Origin of the sequence: Gordonia sp. SGD-V-85 (assembly GCF_001456905.1) — a bacterium.
GTDB lineage: Bacteria > Actinomycetota > Actinomycetes > Mycobacteriales > Mycobacteriaceae > Gordonia > Gordonia hongkongensis.
This window is the reverse complement of the sequence record NZ_LNQO01000008.1, coordinates 85,573-100,655: the sequence shown is the minus strand read 5'-3', so window position 1 is coordinate 100,655 and position 15,083 is coordinate 85,573. Positions and strand designations below refer to the sequence as shown.

17 protein-coding genes are annotated in these 15,083 nt (G+C 69.8%); all 17 read right to left on the bottom strand.

What is annotated here, in order from left to right:
* Window positions 1-67: 67 nt before the first annotated feature.
* Window positions 68-877, bottom strand: a complete 810-nt coding sequence (gene trpA, locus AS181_RS11665) for a tryptophan synthase subunit alpha (RefSeq protein ID WP_058251767.1) — start codon at window positions 875-877, stop codon at window positions 68-70.
* Window positions 874-2,220, bottom strand: a complete 1,347-nt coding sequence (trpB, locus tag AS181_RS11660) for a tryptophan synthase subunit beta (RefSeq protein ID WP_058251766.1) — start codon at window positions 2,218-2,220, stop codon at window positions 874-876. The genes trpA and trpB overlap by 4 nt, the downstream gene beginning before the upstream one ends.
* A gap of 62 nt (window positions 2,221-2,282) precedes the next feature.
* Window positions 2,283-3,101 carry an indole-3-glycerol phosphate synthase TrpC gene (trpC, locus tag AS181_RS11655; protein ID WP_058251765.1) on the bottom strand — a complete coding sequence of 273 codons (819 nt, stop codon included), beginning with the start codon at window positions 3,099-3,101 and terminating at the stop codon, window positions 2,283-2,285.
* Window positions 3,102-3,259: 158 nt separating this feature from the next.
* Window positions 3,260-4,054 carry a TIGR02234 family membrane protein gene (locus tag AS181_RS11650; RefSeq protein WP_058251764.1) on the bottom strand — a complete coding sequence of 265 codons (795 nt, stop codon included), beginning with the start codon at window positions 4,052-4,054 and terminating at the stop codon, window positions 3,260-3,262.
* Window positions 4,051-5,625 carry an anthranilate synthase component I gene (locus AS181_RS11645; protein WP_058251763.1) on the bottom strand — a complete coding sequence of 525 codons (1,575 nt, stop codon included), beginning with the start codon at window positions 5,623-5,625 and terminating at the stop codon, window positions 4,051-4,053. Before AS181_RS11645 ends, AS181_RS11650 begins: the two co-directional genes overlap by 4 nt.
* On the bottom strand, window positions 5,622-5,801 hold the full coding sequence (locus tag AS181_RS11640; protein WP_004021167.1) for a tautomerase family protein: 180 nt from the start codon (window positions 5,799-5,801) through the stop codon (window positions 5,622-5,624). Before AS181_RS11640 ends, AS181_RS11645 begins: the two co-directional genes overlap by 4 nt.
* Before the next feature lie 73 nt (window positions 5,802-5,874).
* Window positions 5,875-6,276: a phosphoribosyl-AMP cyclohydrolase gene (hisI, locus tag AS181_RS11635; RefSeq protein WP_058251762.1), complete on the bottom strand. Its 402-nt coding sequence runs from the start codon at window positions 6,274-6,276 to the stop codon at window positions 5,875-5,877.
* A gap of 40 nt (window positions 6,277-6,316) precedes the next feature.
* On the bottom strand, window positions 6,317-7,090 hold the full coding sequence (hisF, locus tag AS181_RS11630) for an imidazole glycerol phosphate synthase subunit HisF (protein WP_058251761.1): 774 nt from the start codon (window positions 7,088-7,090) through the stop codon (window positions 6,317-6,319).
* On the bottom strand, window positions 7,087-7,953 hold the full coding sequence (locus AS181_RS11625) for an inositol monophosphatase family protein (protein WP_058251760.1): 867 nt from the start codon (window positions 7,951-7,953) through the stop codon (window positions 7,087-7,089). The genes hisF and AS181_RS11625 overlap by 4 nt, the downstream gene beginning before the upstream one ends.
* Complete coding sequence (priA, locus tag AS181_RS11620) at window positions 7,953-8,696, bottom strand: bifunctional 1-(5-phosphoribosyl)-5-((5-phosphoribosylamino)methylideneamino)imidazole-4-carboxamide isomerase/phosphoribosylanthranilate isomerase PriA (RefSeq protein WP_058251759.1); 744 nt, start codon at window positions 8,694-8,696, stop codon at window positions 7,953-7,955. Before priA ends, AS181_RS11625 begins: the two co-directional genes overlap by 1 nt.
* A gap of 80 nt (window positions 8,697-8,776) precedes the next feature.
* Window positions 8,777-9,112, bottom strand: coding sequence for a hypothetical protein (locus tag AS181_RS11615; RefSeq protein ID WP_058251758.1), 336 nt, complete (start codon window positions 9,110-9,112; stop codon window positions 8,777-8,779).
* The gene (gene hisH / locus AS181_RS11610) at window positions 9,109-9,750 is read right to left on the bottom strand and encodes an imidazole glycerol phosphate synthase subunit HisH (RefSeq protein ID WP_058251757.1); all 642 of its coding nucleotides are present in this window, start codon (window positions 9,748-9,750) and stop codon (window positions 9,109-9,111) included. The genes AS181_RS11615 and hisH overlap by 4 nt, the downstream gene beginning before the upstream one ends.
* On the bottom strand, window positions 9,747-10,385 hold the full coding sequence (gene hisB / locus AS181_RS11605; protein WP_055476578.1) for an imidazoleglycerol-phosphate dehydratase HisB: 639 nt from the start codon (window positions 10,383-10,385) through the stop codon (window positions 9,747-9,749). Before hisB ends, hisH begins: the two co-directional genes overlap by 4 nt.
* On the bottom strand, window positions 10,382-11,527 hold the full coding sequence (locus AS181_RS11600) for a histidinol-phosphate transaminase (RefSeq protein WP_058251756.1): 1,146 nt from the start codon (window positions 11,525-11,527) through the stop codon (window positions 10,382-10,384). Before AS181_RS11600 ends, hisB begins: the two co-directional genes overlap by 4 nt.
* On the bottom strand, window positions 11,524-12,867 hold the full coding sequence (gene hisD, locus AS181_RS11595) for a histidinol dehydrogenase (RefSeq protein ID WP_058251755.1): 1,344 nt from the start codon (window positions 12,865-12,867) through the stop codon (window positions 11,524-11,526). Before hisD ends, AS181_RS11600 begins: the two co-directional genes overlap by 4 nt.
* A 203-nt stretch (window positions 12,868-13,070) precedes the next feature.
* Complete coding sequence (nadC, locus tag AS181_RS11590; protein ID WP_058251754.1) at window positions 13,071-14,000, bottom strand: carboxylating nicotinate-nucleotide diphosphorylase; 930 nt, start codon at window positions 13,998-14,000, stop codon at window positions 13,071-13,073.
* A complete protein-coding gene (nadA, locus tag AS181_RS11585) occupies window positions 13,997-15,070 on the bottom strand; it encodes a quinolinate synthase NadA (RefSeq protein ID WP_055476574.1) in 1,074 nt (357 codons plus the stop codon). The genes nadC and nadA overlap by 4 nt, the downstream gene beginning before the upstream one ends.
* Between the last annotated feature and the right edge of the window lie 13 nt (window positions 15,071-15,083).

The window sequence follows — 15,083 nt, the reverse complement described above, 5'->3', positions numbered from 1 at the left end:
AGCCGACCGGATGGGACGTTCGACCTGTCGACCGGGACCCGCCGAGTCGATCACGAGAGCGTCCGCTTCAGACAGACGCCCGACGCGAGCGGACCCCTTCGGCCAGTTCGCAGACGAGCGAGGCCAACCGGTCCTGGCCCGCGTTCGCGGCGGTCACCAGCGCCGAACCCACGATGACTCCATCTGCGTACGAGGCGATCTGGGCCGCCTGCTCACGGTTGCGAACGCCGAGCCCGACGCCGATCGGGATGTCGGAGTACTCGCGAACCCGCGCGCACAGCTCGGGAGCCATGTCCGACACGGCATCTCGCGCACCGGTGACACCCATCGTGGATGCCGCGTAGACGAAACCCCGGGATGCATCGACGGTGAGGGCGATCCGCTCGGTCGTCGACGACGGAGCGACGAGGTAGATGCGGTCGAGCCCGTGCCGGTCCGCCGCCTCGTGCCACTCCGCGCCCTCTTCGGGGATCAGGTTCGGGGTGATGAGTCCGGCACCGCCGGCCGCCGCCAGATCGCGGGCGAAGTTCTCGACGCCGTACTTGAGAACGGGGTTCCAGTAGCTCATGACCACCGCGTTACCGCCGGCGGAAGTGATGGCCTCGACGGCGGTGAACACGTCACGGACACGCACACCGTTGGTCAGTGCCTGGTCGGCGGCGTCCTGGATGGTCGGGCCGTCCATCACCGGGTCGGAGTAGGGCACGCCGACCTCGATGATGTCGCAACCGGCGTCGACCATCGTCCGGAACGAGGTCAGCGACTCGTCAACGGTCGGGAAACCGACCGGGAGGTAACCGATCAGTGCACTGCGACCCTCGTCCCGGCAGCGGGCGAACACGGGGCCGAGCTTCGACGGGATCGACTGTGTACTCATGCCTGCTCTCCGGGCTTTTGGACGTCCGACGATTCCGACAGGGTGGCCTCGTCCTGGGACGGCGGGGCGTCGAACAGCCCGAACCAGCGGGCGGCGGTGTCCACGTCCTTGTCGCCGCGACCGGAGAGACTCACGACGATGATCGCGCCCTCCCCCAGTTCCTGCCCGAGCTTCAGGGCGCCGGCGACCGCATGGGCCGACTCGACCGCGGGGATGATGCCCTCGCGGCGGCTGAGCAACGCGAGGGCGTCCATCGCCTCGGTGTCGGTGATCGGCCGGTACTCCGCCCGTCCGGTGTCCTTGAGATAGGCGTGTTCAGGCCCGACCCCCGGGTAGTCCAGGCCGGCCGAGATCGAATGGGATTCGATGGTCTGACCGTCGTCATCCTGAAGCAGATAGGAGTACGCACCCTGGAATGCTCCGGGTGTCCCACCGGTGAAAGTCGCTGCGTGGCGGCCGGTCTCGACGCCGTCGCCGGCGGCTTCGAAGCCGACGAGCCGGACGCCCTCGTCGTCGATGAACGGGTGGAAGATGCCGATCGCGTTGGAACCCCCGCCGACGCAGGCGGTCACCGCGTCGGGCAGGCGTCCGGCCTTCTCCAGGATCTGCACGCGCGCCTCGAGCCCGACGATGCGCTGCAGATCGCGAACCATGACCGGGAACGGGTGCGGCCCGGCAGCCGTGCCGAAGCAGTAATACGTGTTGTGCGCGTTGGTGACCCAGTCACGCATGGCCTCGTTGATCGCATCCTTCAGTGTCGCCGAACCGTTGTCGACCGCGATCACCTCGGCACCGAGGAGTCGCATGCGGGCGACGTTGAGCGCCTGGCGATCCGTGTCGACCCGGCCCATGTAGATCACACACTCGAGGCCGAGGAGCGCGCACGCGGTCGCGGTGGCGACCCCGTGCTGACCGGCGCCGGTCTCGGCGATGACGCGGTGCTTGCCCATCCGCTGGGCCAGGAGTGCCTGTCCGAGAACGTTGTTGATCTTGTGCGAACCGGTGTGGTTGAGATCCTCGCGCTTGAGGAAGATCCGCGCCCCGCCGGCGTGCTCGGACAGGCGCTTCGCCTCGTACAGCGGAGACGGGCGGCCGGCGTAGTCGCGCTGCAGGCGGTCCAGTTCGGCGAGGAAATCGTCGTCGGCGCGGACCTTCTGGAAGGTCGTGGTCACCTCGTCGATGACGGCCATCAGGGCCTCGGGTACATGGCGCCCGCCGTAGACACCGAAGTGCCCGTGCTCGTCGGGTTCGATCGAGGTACGAGTGGTGAGCCCGACGCTCGCGGTGGGCAGCGGAGTCGCCTCGGCGGCGTCGGTGCGGACGGAATCAGGATGAGCGGTCACTTCAACTCACAGACGATCGGGCCGACAGGCTCACACGGACCGATGCCGGCCCGGACACTTTGTCAGCGAACAGGTTTCGGGCACGACGGGTGTGTGCCCGCGGTGACGAGCTCACGGACCGCGGCACTCGGGTCGCCACTGGTGACGAGACCTTCGCCGACGAGTACCGCATCGGCGCCGGCACCGGCGTAGGCCAGCAGATCGGCGGTGCCGCGCACACCCGACTCGGCGATCCGGATGGTCTCCGTGGGCAGACCGGGTGCGATGCGCGAGAAGGTGTCCCGCTCCACCTGCAGGGTCTTGAGGTTGCGTGCGTTCACGCCGACGACCGAGGCGCCGGCTTCGAGGGCGCGGCTGGCCTCCTCCTCGGTGTGTACCTCGACGAGCGCGGTCATGCCCAGGCTCTCGGTGCGGTCGAGAAGTGAGGCGAGCACGTTCTGCTCGAGGGCGGCGACGATCAACAGGATGACGTCGGCGCCATGGGCGCGGGCCTCATGGATCTGGTACGTGCCGACGATGAAGTCCTTGCGCAGCACCGGGATGTCGACCGCGGCGCGGACGGCGTCGAGGTCGGCGAGCGAGCCGCGGAACCGGCGTTCCTCGGTGAGCACGCTGATGATGCGCGCGCCGCCGTCTTCGTACGCGCGGGCGAGTTCGGCGGGGTCCCCGATGCTGGCGAGTTCGCCTTTCGACGGACTGGCGCGCTTCACCTCGGCGATGACACCGATTCCGGGCTGACGCAGGGCGGCCAGCGCATCCTTGGGGGCGGGAGCCTTGGCGGAGGCCGCTTTGACCGAGGCGAAGTCGACGACGGCCTCACGTGCCGCGACGTCGGCTTTCACTCCCTCGATGATCGATTCGAGAACGTTGGGCACGCTCACAGCGACTTGCTCCCTTCTCCCTCGACGTGTGTTCTCAGGGTAGACGGGCCGTTCGGGCCGGTTGCGTCCGGGTTGGCCGATCAGCGACCTCATCGCGCTGATGCGTCCATCGTCGGAGTCTGCGACCGGGCGTCGCCGACCCGTCATCGGCTTGCGGTTCAGCGACGGTCGGGGTCGGTCGGGTCGATGCCGGTGTCGAGCGCGTCCCACATCATCCGCTCGTTCGCTCCGGGCGGCGTCGGATCCGCCGCCGGGCCGGGGTCGTCCGCCCGACCGCTCGTTCCGGGCTTCGCAGAGCCGGATCGGGTCGCATTGGGCTCCGTGACCGCGGCCTCGTTCTGCTCGGCGGCCTTACGACGCTCGTAGTCGGCGAAGATCTCGGTCTCGATCTCCTCGCGGCGAGCGGCCGGAGTGGTGTATTTCGACGATCGGGTGGCCCCCTTCGCAACGCGCAGCAGCATGACCGCTGCACCCACCGCACACACGGTGCCGGCGAGCACGACCACCGCGGCGAGGGGGTTGGTGTCGACGAAGAGCACGATGTAGCGATCGGGGATGCTGCCCGCCTCGGCGGCGTACGCAGAGTCGGTGCCCCCGGTGATCAGCGAGATCGCCGGGAAAGCGGCCAGGAGCCCGCCGACGGCGACCAGGATCGCGACGACTCGGAGGGCCCAGCCACGCACTGACAGCGCCGCGAGTATGCCCGCCAAGTAGACCAGCGCGAGCGGCGTGAGCCAGGGACTCCAGTCCCCGCCGTTGACCTCGAACGCGCGCTGCGGGGACAACCCGTCCTCGGCGGAGACGGTGGCCCAGGTCAGCCGGCTCGCACCCCAGAAGGCCGCTGCGGCCGCCGCCATCAGCAGTGCCGCGACGACCTGTCGGCGCCGGACGGACTTGCGGCGGATGGCCTCTACGTCAGGACCTGCCGCGGCTCCGGATTCGTCAGAGGTCATGAGTTCTCACCCACCCGTCGCATCGTCGAGGCGGCCGCGACCGCGTTGAGCACCGCGGTGGCCTTGTTACGCGCCTCGTTGTACTCGTACTCGGGCTCGCTGTCGGCGACCACGCCGCCGCCGGCCTGCACGAACGCCTTGCCGCGTGCGAGCAGCGCGGTGCGGATCGCGATGGCGGTGTCGGCGTTGCCGGCGAAGTCGATATAGCCCACGATCCCGCCGTACAGACCCCGGCGGGTCATCTCGTGTTCGTCGATGAGTTCCATCGCCCGCACCTTCGGGGCCCCGGTGAGCGTTCCGGCCGGGAAACAGGCCGTCACGGCGTCGAGGGCGTGCTTGTCGTCGCGGAGGGTCCCCGACACGGTCGAGACGAGATGCATGACGTGGCTGTAGCGCTCGATGTGCCGGTAGTCGCTGACCTTGACCGTGCCGGGCACGCACACGCGGCCGAGGTCGTTGCGGCCGAGGTCGACCAGCATCAGGTGTTCGGCGTTCTCCTTCTCGTCCTCGATCAGCCCCTTGCCGAGCAGCTGGTCTTCTTCCTCGGTCGCGCCGCGCCAGCGGGTGCCGGCGATCGGGTGCGTGGTCGCCACCCCGTCGGCCACGGTGACCAGTGCCTCGGGGCTGCTGCCGACGATGGTGAACGGCTTGCGCGCGATCGCGTCGGGCGAGCCGGTGTCGCTGTGCTCCTCGGTGCCGGGCATCCGCAGCAGATACATGTACGGACTCGGATTGGACGCGCGCAGCACGCGATAGACGTCGAGCGGGTCGGCGTCGGAGTCCATCTCGAAGCGCATCGACGGCACGACCTGGAAGGCCTCGCCGGCCTCGATCTCGCCGACGAGATCGGTGACGATCTCGCTGTACTCCGCGAGCGATCGCTGCGCGGCGAACTCCGGCCGCGGGCGGTCGAAGGTCGACACCGTCGACGGCGCGGGTGCGGCGAGCGCTTCGGTCATCCGGTCCAGCCGGTCGAGTGCGTCGGCGTAGGCGTCCTCGACCCGCTCGTCGGAGCCGTCCCAGTTGACCGCGTTGGCGATGAGCGTGATCGTGCCCTCATGATGGTCGACCGCGGCGAGGTCGGTGGCCAGCACCATCATCATGTCCGGGAGGCCCAGATCGTCGACCGTGGTCTCGGGCAGACGCTCGAGCCGGCGGACCATGTCGTAGGCCATGAAGCCGACGAATCCGCCGGTCAGCGGCGGCATCCCGGGGAGCGGGTCGGTCTGCAGGAGGCGCAATGACTCCGCGAGGACCTCGAGCGCGTCGCCGCCCTCGGGTGCGCCGACGGGCACCGACCCCCACCAGTGCGCCTGTCCGTCGACGACGGTCAGGGCCGACGGTGCGCCCGCGCCGATGAACGACCATCGGGACCAGGACCGCCCGTTCTCGGCGGACTCCAGCAGGAAGGTCCCCGGACGGTCGCCCGCGAGTTTGCGATAGGCCGACAGCGGCGTCTCGGAGTCGGCGAGGACCTTACGCGTCACCGGTACGACGCGGTGATCGCGCGCGAGGTCGAGGAACTCGGCGAGAGTCGTGGTGTCGGCGGCCCCGCCGGTGGTGGCGGTCATCCGAGCGGCTCGCCGCCGACGCCCCACTGATTACGCGGAACCTCCGTGATCGTCACCCAGACCGAGTCGGGGTTCTTGCCGGTTGCCTTGGCATAGGCCTCGGTGACCGCGGCAATCGTCTCGCGCTTGACGCGATCCGACAGTCCCGGCGTCTGCGAGATCTGGATGAGGGGCATGGACGCACCGCCTTTCGAAGGTCTCGAGCTGTGGCGTGTCCCGGAGTTCGCACCCGGGACTCGTGTCTCGGGTCTATTCTGCTGGGTCCGTCGAGCCCGACCCGGATTCGGCCCCGGAACCCGGCGCCGCGTCGATCCCGAACGTCAGCGACTCGGTGTCGAAACAGCTGTGGTTGCCGGTGTGGCAGGCCGCGCCCACCTGGTCGACGATCAGCAGCACGGTGTCGCCGTCGCAGTCGATGCGGGCGTCGTGCACATACTGCGTGTGCCCGCTCGTCTCCCCCTTCACCCAGTACTCCTGGCGTGACCGCGAGTAGTAGGTCCCCTTCCGGGTGGCGAGCGTGCGCTCGAGCGCGACGTCGTCCATCCAGGCGACCATCAGCACCGTCCCGGTGCTGCGTTCCTGCGCCACCGCGGTGAACAGGCCGTCGGCGTTGCGTTTGAGGCGTGCGGCGAGATCGGGATCGAGTGCCATCAGCGACCTTCCGGATCGGTGCGGGAGGGGACGCGGCGTGTCATCGGACGGTGATCCCGGCGTCGCGCATGGCCGTCTTCACCTGGGCCACGGTGAGTTCGCCGAAGTGGAAGACCGAGGCCGCGAGAACGGCGTCAGCGCCCGCCTGCACCGCCGGCGCGAAATCGTCGATGCGGCCGGCGCCGCCGCTGGCGATGACCGGCACCGACACCGCGGCGCGTACGGCAGTCAGCATGCGCAGGTCGAAGCCCTGTTTGGTGCCGTCGGCGTCCATCGAGTTGAGCAGGATCTCGCCGACACCGAGGTCCTGGCCACGGACCGCCCACTCGACCGCGTCGATCCCGGTGCCCTTACGGCCGCCGTGGGTGGTGACCTCCCAGCCCGACGGCGTGGGTTCCGCACCTTCGGGAACTGTGCGGGCGTCGACGGACAGCACGATGCACTGCGAACCGAAGCGCCGGCTCATCTCGGCGAGCACCTCCGGCCGGGCGATGGCCGCGGTGTTGACGCTGACCTTGTCGGCCCCGGCGCGCAGCATGGTGTCGACGTCGTCGACGGTCCGGATGCCCCCGCCGACGGTGAGCGGGATGAACACCTGATCGGCGGTGCGCTTCACCACGTCGATCATCGTCGAGCGCCCCGAGCTCGACGCGGTCACGTCGAGGAAGGTCAGTTCGTCCGCGCCTTCGCGGTCGTAGCGCTCGGCCAGCTCGACCGGGTCGCCGGCGTCGCGCAGGTTGGCGAAGTTGACGCCTTTGACCACGCGGCCGTCGTCGACGTCGAGGCACGGGATGACCCGGGTCGCCAGCGTCATCGTCGGGTCTCCTTCGGGGTGGTGGATTCTGGGGTGATGACGTCTGGGGTCCATTCCGGGATCGTCTCGCCGATGACACGCATCAGACCGGCGTGCACGGTCGGGGTACCGGCGACCAGCGACGGCGACGCCACGGTCCACGGACGGCCGGCGATGTCGGTCGCCACACCGCCGGCGGCCCGGACCAGCGCCGCTCCTGCCGCGTTGTCCCAGGGGTGCCGGCCGAAGGCGATCGCCCCGCCGAACACGCCGGCCGCGGTGAACGCCATGTCCACACCCGTCGACCCGGTCATCCGGATCCGGGCGGCACGCGTGCTGAGTTCGCGCAGGAGGTCGGCCCGGCGCGCGCCCGGGTAGCGGCCACCGCCGCGGGCATCGAACGGACCGAAGGCGATGGCTGCCTCGGCGAGTTCCATGTCGGGAGCCGGCGGGACGGCTACGCCGTTCAGCACCAGCGGACCGTCGGCGTGTGCGGCGTACCGGCGTCCCACGAGCGGCAGCCACGTCATCCCGAGCGTGGCCTCGCCGTCGACCACCAGACCGAGGAGGATCCCGGTGAGCGGCATCCCCGCGGAGTAGTTGAAGGTGCCGTCGATCGGGTCGAGCACCCACACCGGACCGTCGACGACGTCGGCGCCGCCGAATTCCTCGCCGTGGACCGGGATCTGGGTCCGGTCGGCGAGCTCGGCCCCGATGTGGCGCTCGAGGTCGAGGTCCACCTGCGTGGCGAAGTCGGTGCCGCCCTTGTTGATCGCGCTCGGCGCACCCTGACCGTCGACGAAGCGATCGACGGCGGCGTCGAGGATCGACCCGGCGGTGTCGAGCAGCCGGGGCAGGTCGAGGGTGGAGTCCGCCGCGCTCATCAGACCCCGGCGACCGCGGTCAACGCCTCCGGCAGCGTGAATCGGCCCGCATAGAGCGCCTTGCCGACGATGGCGCCCTCTACACCCTGGCCGGTGAGGCCGGCGATCGCGACCAGATCGTCGATGGCCGAGACGCCGCCCGAGGCCACGAGGGGGGCGTCGGTGGCCGCGGCGACCTCGGCGAGGAGATCGAGGTTCGGACCCTGCAGCGTGCCGTCCTTGGAGACGTCGGTGACCACGTAGCGGGCGCATCCGTCGCGATTCAACCGCTCGAGGACCTCCCAGAGATCGCCTCCGTCGGTGACCCAGCCCCGCCCGCGCAACCGGTAGGAACTGCCGTCGCGGATCACGTCCAGACCGACCGCGATGCGGTCCCCGTGCTCGGCGATCGCGCGGGCACACCACTCCGGGTTCTCCAGGGCGGCGGTACCGAGGTTCACGCGCGTGCACCCGGTGGCGAGGGCGGCGGCCAGCGAATCGTCGTCGCGGATGCCGCCGGACAGTTCGACCTTCACGTCGAGTTCACCGACCACGCCGGCCAGCAGTTCGCGATTGTCGCCGCGGCCGAACGCGGCGTCGAGGTCGACGAGATGGATCCACTCCGCACCGTCCCGCTGCCACGCCAGCGCCGCGTCGCGCGGCGAACCATACGACGTCTCGGTGCCGGCCGCGCCCTGGACCAGGCGGACCGCCTGCCCGTCGGCGACGTCGACGGCGGGAAGGAGTTCGAGGGTGCTACCCATGGGTGAATCTGTCCTGTCTGTTCTGGATCGAGCGCGGTTCTTGATCGAGCGAGTCGGCGGTGGACGTGATCGGGGTGGGGTCAGGCGGGGTGGTGACCGTCGCGCGCCGCGATCAGGTCTGTCCGGGCGCGGTCGACCATGCGGTTGGCAACGGTACCGATCGCGGCGATCATCGCCGCCACCGCCACCAGCGCGGCGACCAGTCCGGCGATCGGCGACCAGTGCGCACACAGCGCGATGATCGGGACGGACACGATCAGGACAAGCACTCCCGCACCGAGAGCGTAGAAGGCGAGCTTGGCGATCGAGAAACCGGAGGACGTCGAGGAGGCACTCGCCTGTTCGGCCCCGGACGGTCGCCCGACGGGTCCGTCGCCGTACCCGGCGGCGTCCGGGCGAGGCGTGCCGTCGGTCACGAGAGTCCCCGAACCCAGTTCTCCAGCAGGTGCGCACCGGCGTCGCCGGACTTCTCCGGATGGAACTGGGTCGCCGACAGCGGCCCGTTCTCCACCGCGGCGAGGAACGGTCCACCATGTTCGGCCCAGGTCAGCTTGGGCGCGGTCAGCGGCGAACCCTCGTTGTCCATCTCCCAGGTCTGCGCGGCGTAGGAATGCACGAAGTAGAAGCGGGTGTCGGCGTCGAGCCCGTCGAAGAGCACGGTGCCCTCGGGTGCGTCGACCGTGTTCCAGCCCATGTGCGGCAGAACGGGAGCGGGCAACTGGGTCACACTGCCCGGCCACTCCCCGCAGCCCTCCGCCTCGACGCCGAACTCGACGCCGCGCTCGAACAGGATCTGCATGCCCACGCAGATGCCCAGCACCGGGCGACCGCCGGCCAGTCGTCGCCCGACGATCCGGTCGCCCTTGACCGCGCGCAGACCTTCCATGCAGGCGGCGAACGCGCCGACGCCGGGCACGACGAGGCCGGTGGCGTTCAGGGCCGTGTCGAAGTCGGAGGTGACCGTCACCTGTGCCCCGGTCCGCTCGAGCGCGCGCTGCGCGGACCGCAGGTTGCCCGAGCCGTAGTCGAGGATCGTGACGTCGGCGGCGCTCACAGCGCGCCCTTCGTCGACGGCACACCGGTCACGCGCGCGTCGTATTCCGTCGCCGCGCGCAACGCGCGGGCCACGGCCTTGAACTCCGCCTCGGTGATGTGGTGCTGGTCGCGGCCGTAGAGGACCCGCACGTGCAGCGCGATGCGCGCGTTGAGCGCGATCGACTCGAACACGTGCCGGTTGATGACGGTCGAGTACGGGACACCCGGGTAGCCACCGATCACGGCGGTCAGCATGTGCTCGGGCTCGCCGGTGTGGACGCAGTACGGGCGGCCCGACACGTCGACGACGGCCTGGGCGAGGGTCTCGTCCATCGGGATCCAGGAATCGCCGAAGCGACGGATGCCCTTCTTGTCACCGAGCGCCTGGCCGAGAGCCTGGCCGAGCACGATCGCGGTGTCCTCGATGGTGTGGTGGCCCTCGACCTCGATGTCGCCCTTCGCCTCGACGGTGAGATCGAAGCTGCCGTGCTGACCGAAGGCGGTGAGCATGTGATCGAAGAACGCGATGCCGGTCGATATGTTCGTCACGCCGGTGCCGTCGAGATTCAGCTCGACGGAGATCGACGACTCCCTGGTGCTCCGTTCGACCTTCGCGACACGGGGCGCGGGGTTGGTCGCAGAGGGGGTGCTCACTGAGTGTTCTCCAGATCTGTGGTGGCGAGCGTGCGGCTGACGTCGAGGAAGGCGTCGTTCTCATGCGCGAGACCGATGGTCACCCGGAGGTGACCGGCGATGCCGACGTCCCGGATGAGGACGCCCTGGTCGAGGTAACGCTGCCACGACGCCGCAGCATCCCGGAACCGTCCGAACAGCACGAAGTTGGCGTCGGAGTCGATGACGCGGTACCCGAAGCCGGTCAGGGCCGCGACCACGCGCTCGCGTTCGGACCGGATCGCGGCGACGCCGGCGAGGGTGTCGTCGCTGTGGCGCAATGCGGCTCGCGCGGCGGCCTGGGTCAGCACGGACAGGTGGTACGGGAGCCGCACCAGCTGGATCGCGTCGACGACGGCGGGTGCTGCGGCGAGGTAACCGAGCCGGCCACCGGCGAAGGCGAAGGCCTTGCTCATCGTCCGGCTGACGACGACCTTGGCCGGGAACTCGTCGATGAGCTCGACGGCGCTCGGAGCCGCCGAGAACTCGGCGTAGGCCTCGTCGACGATCACGATGCCCGGAGCCGCCTCGACGATGCGACGCAGGTCCGCGAGCGGGATCGAACCGCCGGTCGGGTTGTTCGGCGAGGTCACGAAGACGACGTCCGGTTCGCGGTTCGCGACTTCGGCGACCGCGTAGTCGGTGTCGAGCGAGAAGTCGCCCGCCCGCGCCGCGACCAGCCAGGTGGTGTCGGTGCCGTCGGAGATGATCGGATGCATCGAATACGACGGCACGAACCCGAGCGCACTGCGGCCGGGACCGCCGAAGGCCTGCAGCAGTTGCTGCAGAACCTCGTTGGAACCGTTTGCCGCCCAGAGGTTCTCGACGCCGAGCTGCACACCGGTGGCCCGGGTCAGGTAGGCGGCGAGGTCGGCACGGAGGGCGACGGCATCGCGATCGGGATAGCGGTGCAACTCAGCGGCGGCCTCGCGCACCGACGCGGCGACATCGTCGATCAGGGCCGGCGACGGCGCGTGCGGGTTCTCGTTGGTGTTGAGGATCACCGGAACCCTGAGTTGCGGTGCGCCATAAGCGCTCTTGCCACGGAGGTTCTCACGTAGCGGCAGGTCGTCGACGGTGATCGAGCTGCCCAGGGTTGCCGTCACCGGATCGGCGGCCGTCACCGGCCCGCGCTCCCGACGAAGCGCTGCTTCACCGCATCACCGTGACCGGGCAGGTCCTCGGCGTCGGCGAGGGTCACCACCTTGTCGGCGACCTCGCGCAGCGCGGCCTCGTCGTAGTCGATGACGTGGACGCCCTTGAGGAAGGTCTGCACCGACAACCCGGAGGCGAAGCGCGCCGAACCCGAGGTGGGCAGAACGTGATTGGAGCCCGCACAGTAGTCACCGAGGCTGACCGGCGCATAGGGCCCGACGAAGATCGCGCCCGCGTTGTGCACCCGGTCGGCGACCGCGGCCGCATCCCGGGTCTGGATCTCGAGGTGTTCGGCCGCATAGGCATCGACGACGGCGAGCCCCGCGTCGAGATCGTCGACGAGGACGACGCCCGACTGCTCCCCCGACAGCGCGGTGGTCACGCGCTCGCGGTGCTTGGTGGCCGCCACCTGCTGCTCGAGAGCCTCGTCGACGGCGTCGGCGAGGACGGCGCTGTCGGTCACGAGCACCGACGCCGCGAGGACGTCGTGCTCGGCCTGGCTGATGAGGTCGGAGGCGAGGATGCCCGCGTCCGCCGAGTCGTCGGCGAGGATCGCGATCTCGGTGGGTCCGGCCTCGGAGTCGATGCCCACCACGCTGCGGCACAGACGCTTGGCCGCGGTGACGTAGATGTTGCCCGGGCCGGTGATGAGGTCGACAGGGTCGAGAACGGCATTCGGCTCGTCCGCGGATTCCGTGTCGGCGCCACCGTAGGCGAGCAGGGCCACGCCCTGGGCACCGCCGACCGCCCACACCTCGTCGACGCCGAGGAGCGCACAGGCGGCGAGGATGGTCGGGTGCGGCCACCCGCCGAAGTCCTTCTGCGGAGGCGAGGCGACGACCAGCGAGCCGACCCCGGCCTCCTGGGCGGGGACGACGTTCATGATGACCGACGACGGATAGACGGCGTTGCCGCCCGGGACGTACAGGCCGACGCGGCGGACCGGAATCCACTTCTCGCTGACGACGCCGCCGTCGACGACCTGGGTGCGGGTGGTCTCCCGGCGCTGGTCGGCGTGCACCTTGCGCGCGCGGGTGATCGACTCGCGCAGCGCCTCGGCGACCTGCGGGTCGAGCCCGGCCAGAGCATCGGCGATGACCCGAGCGGGCACCCGCACCGACGCGGGGCGGACACCGTCGAACTTCTCGCCGTAGTCGAGCGCAGAGCTGCTGCCGTTCTCCGCCACCGCATGCACGACCGGTGTCACCGTGTCGAGGACGGCATTGACATCGGTACCCCCGCGGGGCAGCGCACGACGCAACTCGGCGAGTGTCGGCGTGCTACCGCGCAGGTCAATTCGGGCGAGCATGATCTCTCCTGGTGGCTGCTGATGTACCCGACAAGGATACGTGTCGGGTGCCAGCGGGTTTCTGGTGCGGGTTGTCACCGAGAACGTCGGGGCAGTTCGATCCGGTATGCGGACGAATCTGCCCCCGTCCTTCCACGTGGCTGATCGCCAGAACCGAGTTGTCCGACGTCGACGCCCGAACCGACACCGGGCAGCCGAGCGACCTAGGGCGCCGGGATGTCCAGACCGAGGTCCAGGACGGTGACGGAGTGAGTCAGCGCGCCGACGGCCAGGTAGTCGACCCCGGTGCGGGCATAGTCGGCCGCGACGTCGAGCGACAGGCCTCCCGAGCTCTCCAGCTTGGTGCCCGGCGACCGGGTGTTGCGGCGCTGGACGGCCATCTGGGTCTCCCACGGCTCGAAGTTGTCCAGCAGGACCAACTGCGGTTCGAGTCCGAGGACCTCGTCGAGCTGGGCCAGCGAGTCGACCTCGACCTCGACCGGGAGGCCCGGTGCCGCCGCCCGCACGGCCTCCAGCGCCGCGGCGACCGAACCCGCGGCGACGACGTGGTTGTCCTTGATGAGGGCGGCGTCGCCGAGCCCCATCCGATGATTGACTCCCCCGCCGGCACGAACCGCGTACTTCTGCAGATGCCGAAGACCCGGAAGCGTCTTGCGCGAGTCGCGGATTCGGGCGTCCGTACCCTCCACCGCCGCCACCCAGGCCGCGGTGGTCGTGGCGATCCCCGACAGGTGCGAGATCAGGTTGAGCGCCGTGCGTTCCGCGGTCAGCAGCGCTCGCGTCGGAGCGTGGACGGCGAGTACGACGGTGCCGGGTTCGACGCGGGTTCCGTCGTCGACGCGCGACGTGATCGTGTACTCGCCCGCCCCGATCACCTCGTCGAAGACCGCCTCGACCACCGGCACGCCGGCGATCACACCATGCGCGCGGCTGATGATCGCCGCGTCGACGACCGCGTCGGCGGGGACCGTGGACGTGGTCGTGACGTCGGGTCCGTATCGCAGATCCTCGTCGAGCGCGGCGCGGATCAACGCGCGGACCTCGTCGGTGACCGCGGCGCCGAGTTCACCGCCCGCGGCCTGGCCGACGAAGCCTCCGGCTGGGGCCGTCGTCGAGGGGGTGGAGCTGCTCACTCGCCCGATCCGGGATTGCCGATCGCGATCATGCGCTCGACGCTCTTGCGCGCCTTCTCGGCGACGTCGGCGTCGACGAACACCTCGTCGCGACCCTCCCGCAGGCACCGGAGCATGGCCGCCGGGGTGATCATCTTCATGTAGGGGCACGATGCCCGGTCGTTGACGGCCTGGAAGTCGACCCCCGGTGCGGCCTTGCGCAATTGATGCAGCATCCCGACCTCGGTGGCGACGAGCACCTGCTTCGCGCCGGTCTCGCGCGCGGCGTCGAGCATGCCGCCCGTCGACAGGATCTTCACCTTCTCCTCGGGCACGAAACCCTCGCCGGCCAGATACAGCGCCGAGGTCGCGCAACCGCATTCGGGGTGGATGAACAGGTCGGCGTCCGGGTGCGAGTTCGCCTGCGCGGTCAACTCGTCACCGTTGATGCCGGCGTGCACGTGGCATTCGCCCGCCCAGATGTGGATGTTGTCGCGGCCGGTCTCGCGCTTGACGTGCGCGCCGAGGAACTGGTCGGGCAGGAACAGGACGTCACGGTCGGGATCGATCGAGGCGACCACGTCGACGGCGTTCGACGACGTGCAGCAGATGTCGGTGAGGCCCTTCACCTCGGCGGTGGTGTTCACGTAGGACACCACCAGCGCATCGGGGAACTCGGCCTTCCAGGCCCGGAGTTCGTCCGCGGTGATCGAGTCGGCCAGCGAACATCCGGCGCGCTCGTCGGGGATCAGGACCCGCTTCTCGGGGCTCAGGATCTTGGCGGTCTCGGCCATGAAGTGGACGCCGCAGAAGATGATCTCGTCGGAGTCGACCTCGGCGGCGATCCGCGAGAGGGCAAGGGAGTCGCCGACGTGGTCGGCCACATCCTGGATGGCCGGGAGCTGGTAGTTGTGCGCGAGCAGCGTCGCGTTACGCGCCTTGGCGAGGCGGCGGACCTCGTCCGCCCACTCCTGCGTCGGCTCCACGCCGGTGTAGCCGCCCGGCGCGTCGTACCACGTCGCATCGACGAGCGCCGAGTCCTCGACTGCGGGCGCGGTCATCGACGTGAGGCGATCACTGGTGATGCTCATGTGCCACTCCTCT

Bases quoted from the DNA above. Each gene is read 5' to 3' on its own strand.
- trpA (WP_058251767.1), bottom strand. From the start codon at position 877: ATGAGTACACAGTCGATCCCGTCGAAGCTCGGCCCCGTGTTCGCCCGC.
- AS181_RS11650 (WP_058251764.1), bottom strand. From the start codon at position 4,054: ATGACCTCTGACGAATCCGGAGCCGCGGCAGGTCCTGACGTAGAGGCC.
- AS181_RS11645 (WP_058251763.1), bottom strand. From the start codon at position 5,625: ATGACCGCCACCACCGGCGGGGCCGCCGACACCACGACTCTCGCCGAG.
- AS181_RS11640 (WP_004021167.1), bottom strand. From the start codon at position 5,801: ATGCCCCTCATCCAGATCTCGCAGACGCCGGGACTGTCGGATCGCGTC.
- hisI (WP_058251762.1), bottom strand. From the start codon at position 6,276: ATGGCACTCGATCCCGATCTCGCCGCACGCCTCAAACGCAACGCCGAC.
- hisF (WP_058251761.1), bottom strand. From the start codon at position 7,090: ATGACGCTGGCGACCCGGGTCATCCCGTGCCTCGACGTCGACGACGGC.
- AS181_RS11625 (WP_058251760.1), bottom strand. From the start codon at position 7,953: ATGAGCGCGGCGGACTCCACCCTCGACCTGCCCCGGCTGCTCGACACC.
- priA (WP_058251759.1), bottom strand. From the start codon at position 8,696: ATGGGTAGCACCCTCGAACTCCTTCCCGCCGTCGACGTCGCCGACGGG.
- hisD (WP_058251755.1), bottom strand. From the start codon at position 12,867: ATGCTCGCCCGAATTGACCTGCGCGGTAGCACGCCGACACTCGCCGAG.
- nadA (WP_055476574.1), bottom strand. From the start codon at position 15,070: ATGAGCATCACCAGTGATCGCCTCACGTCGATGACCGCGCCCGCAGTC.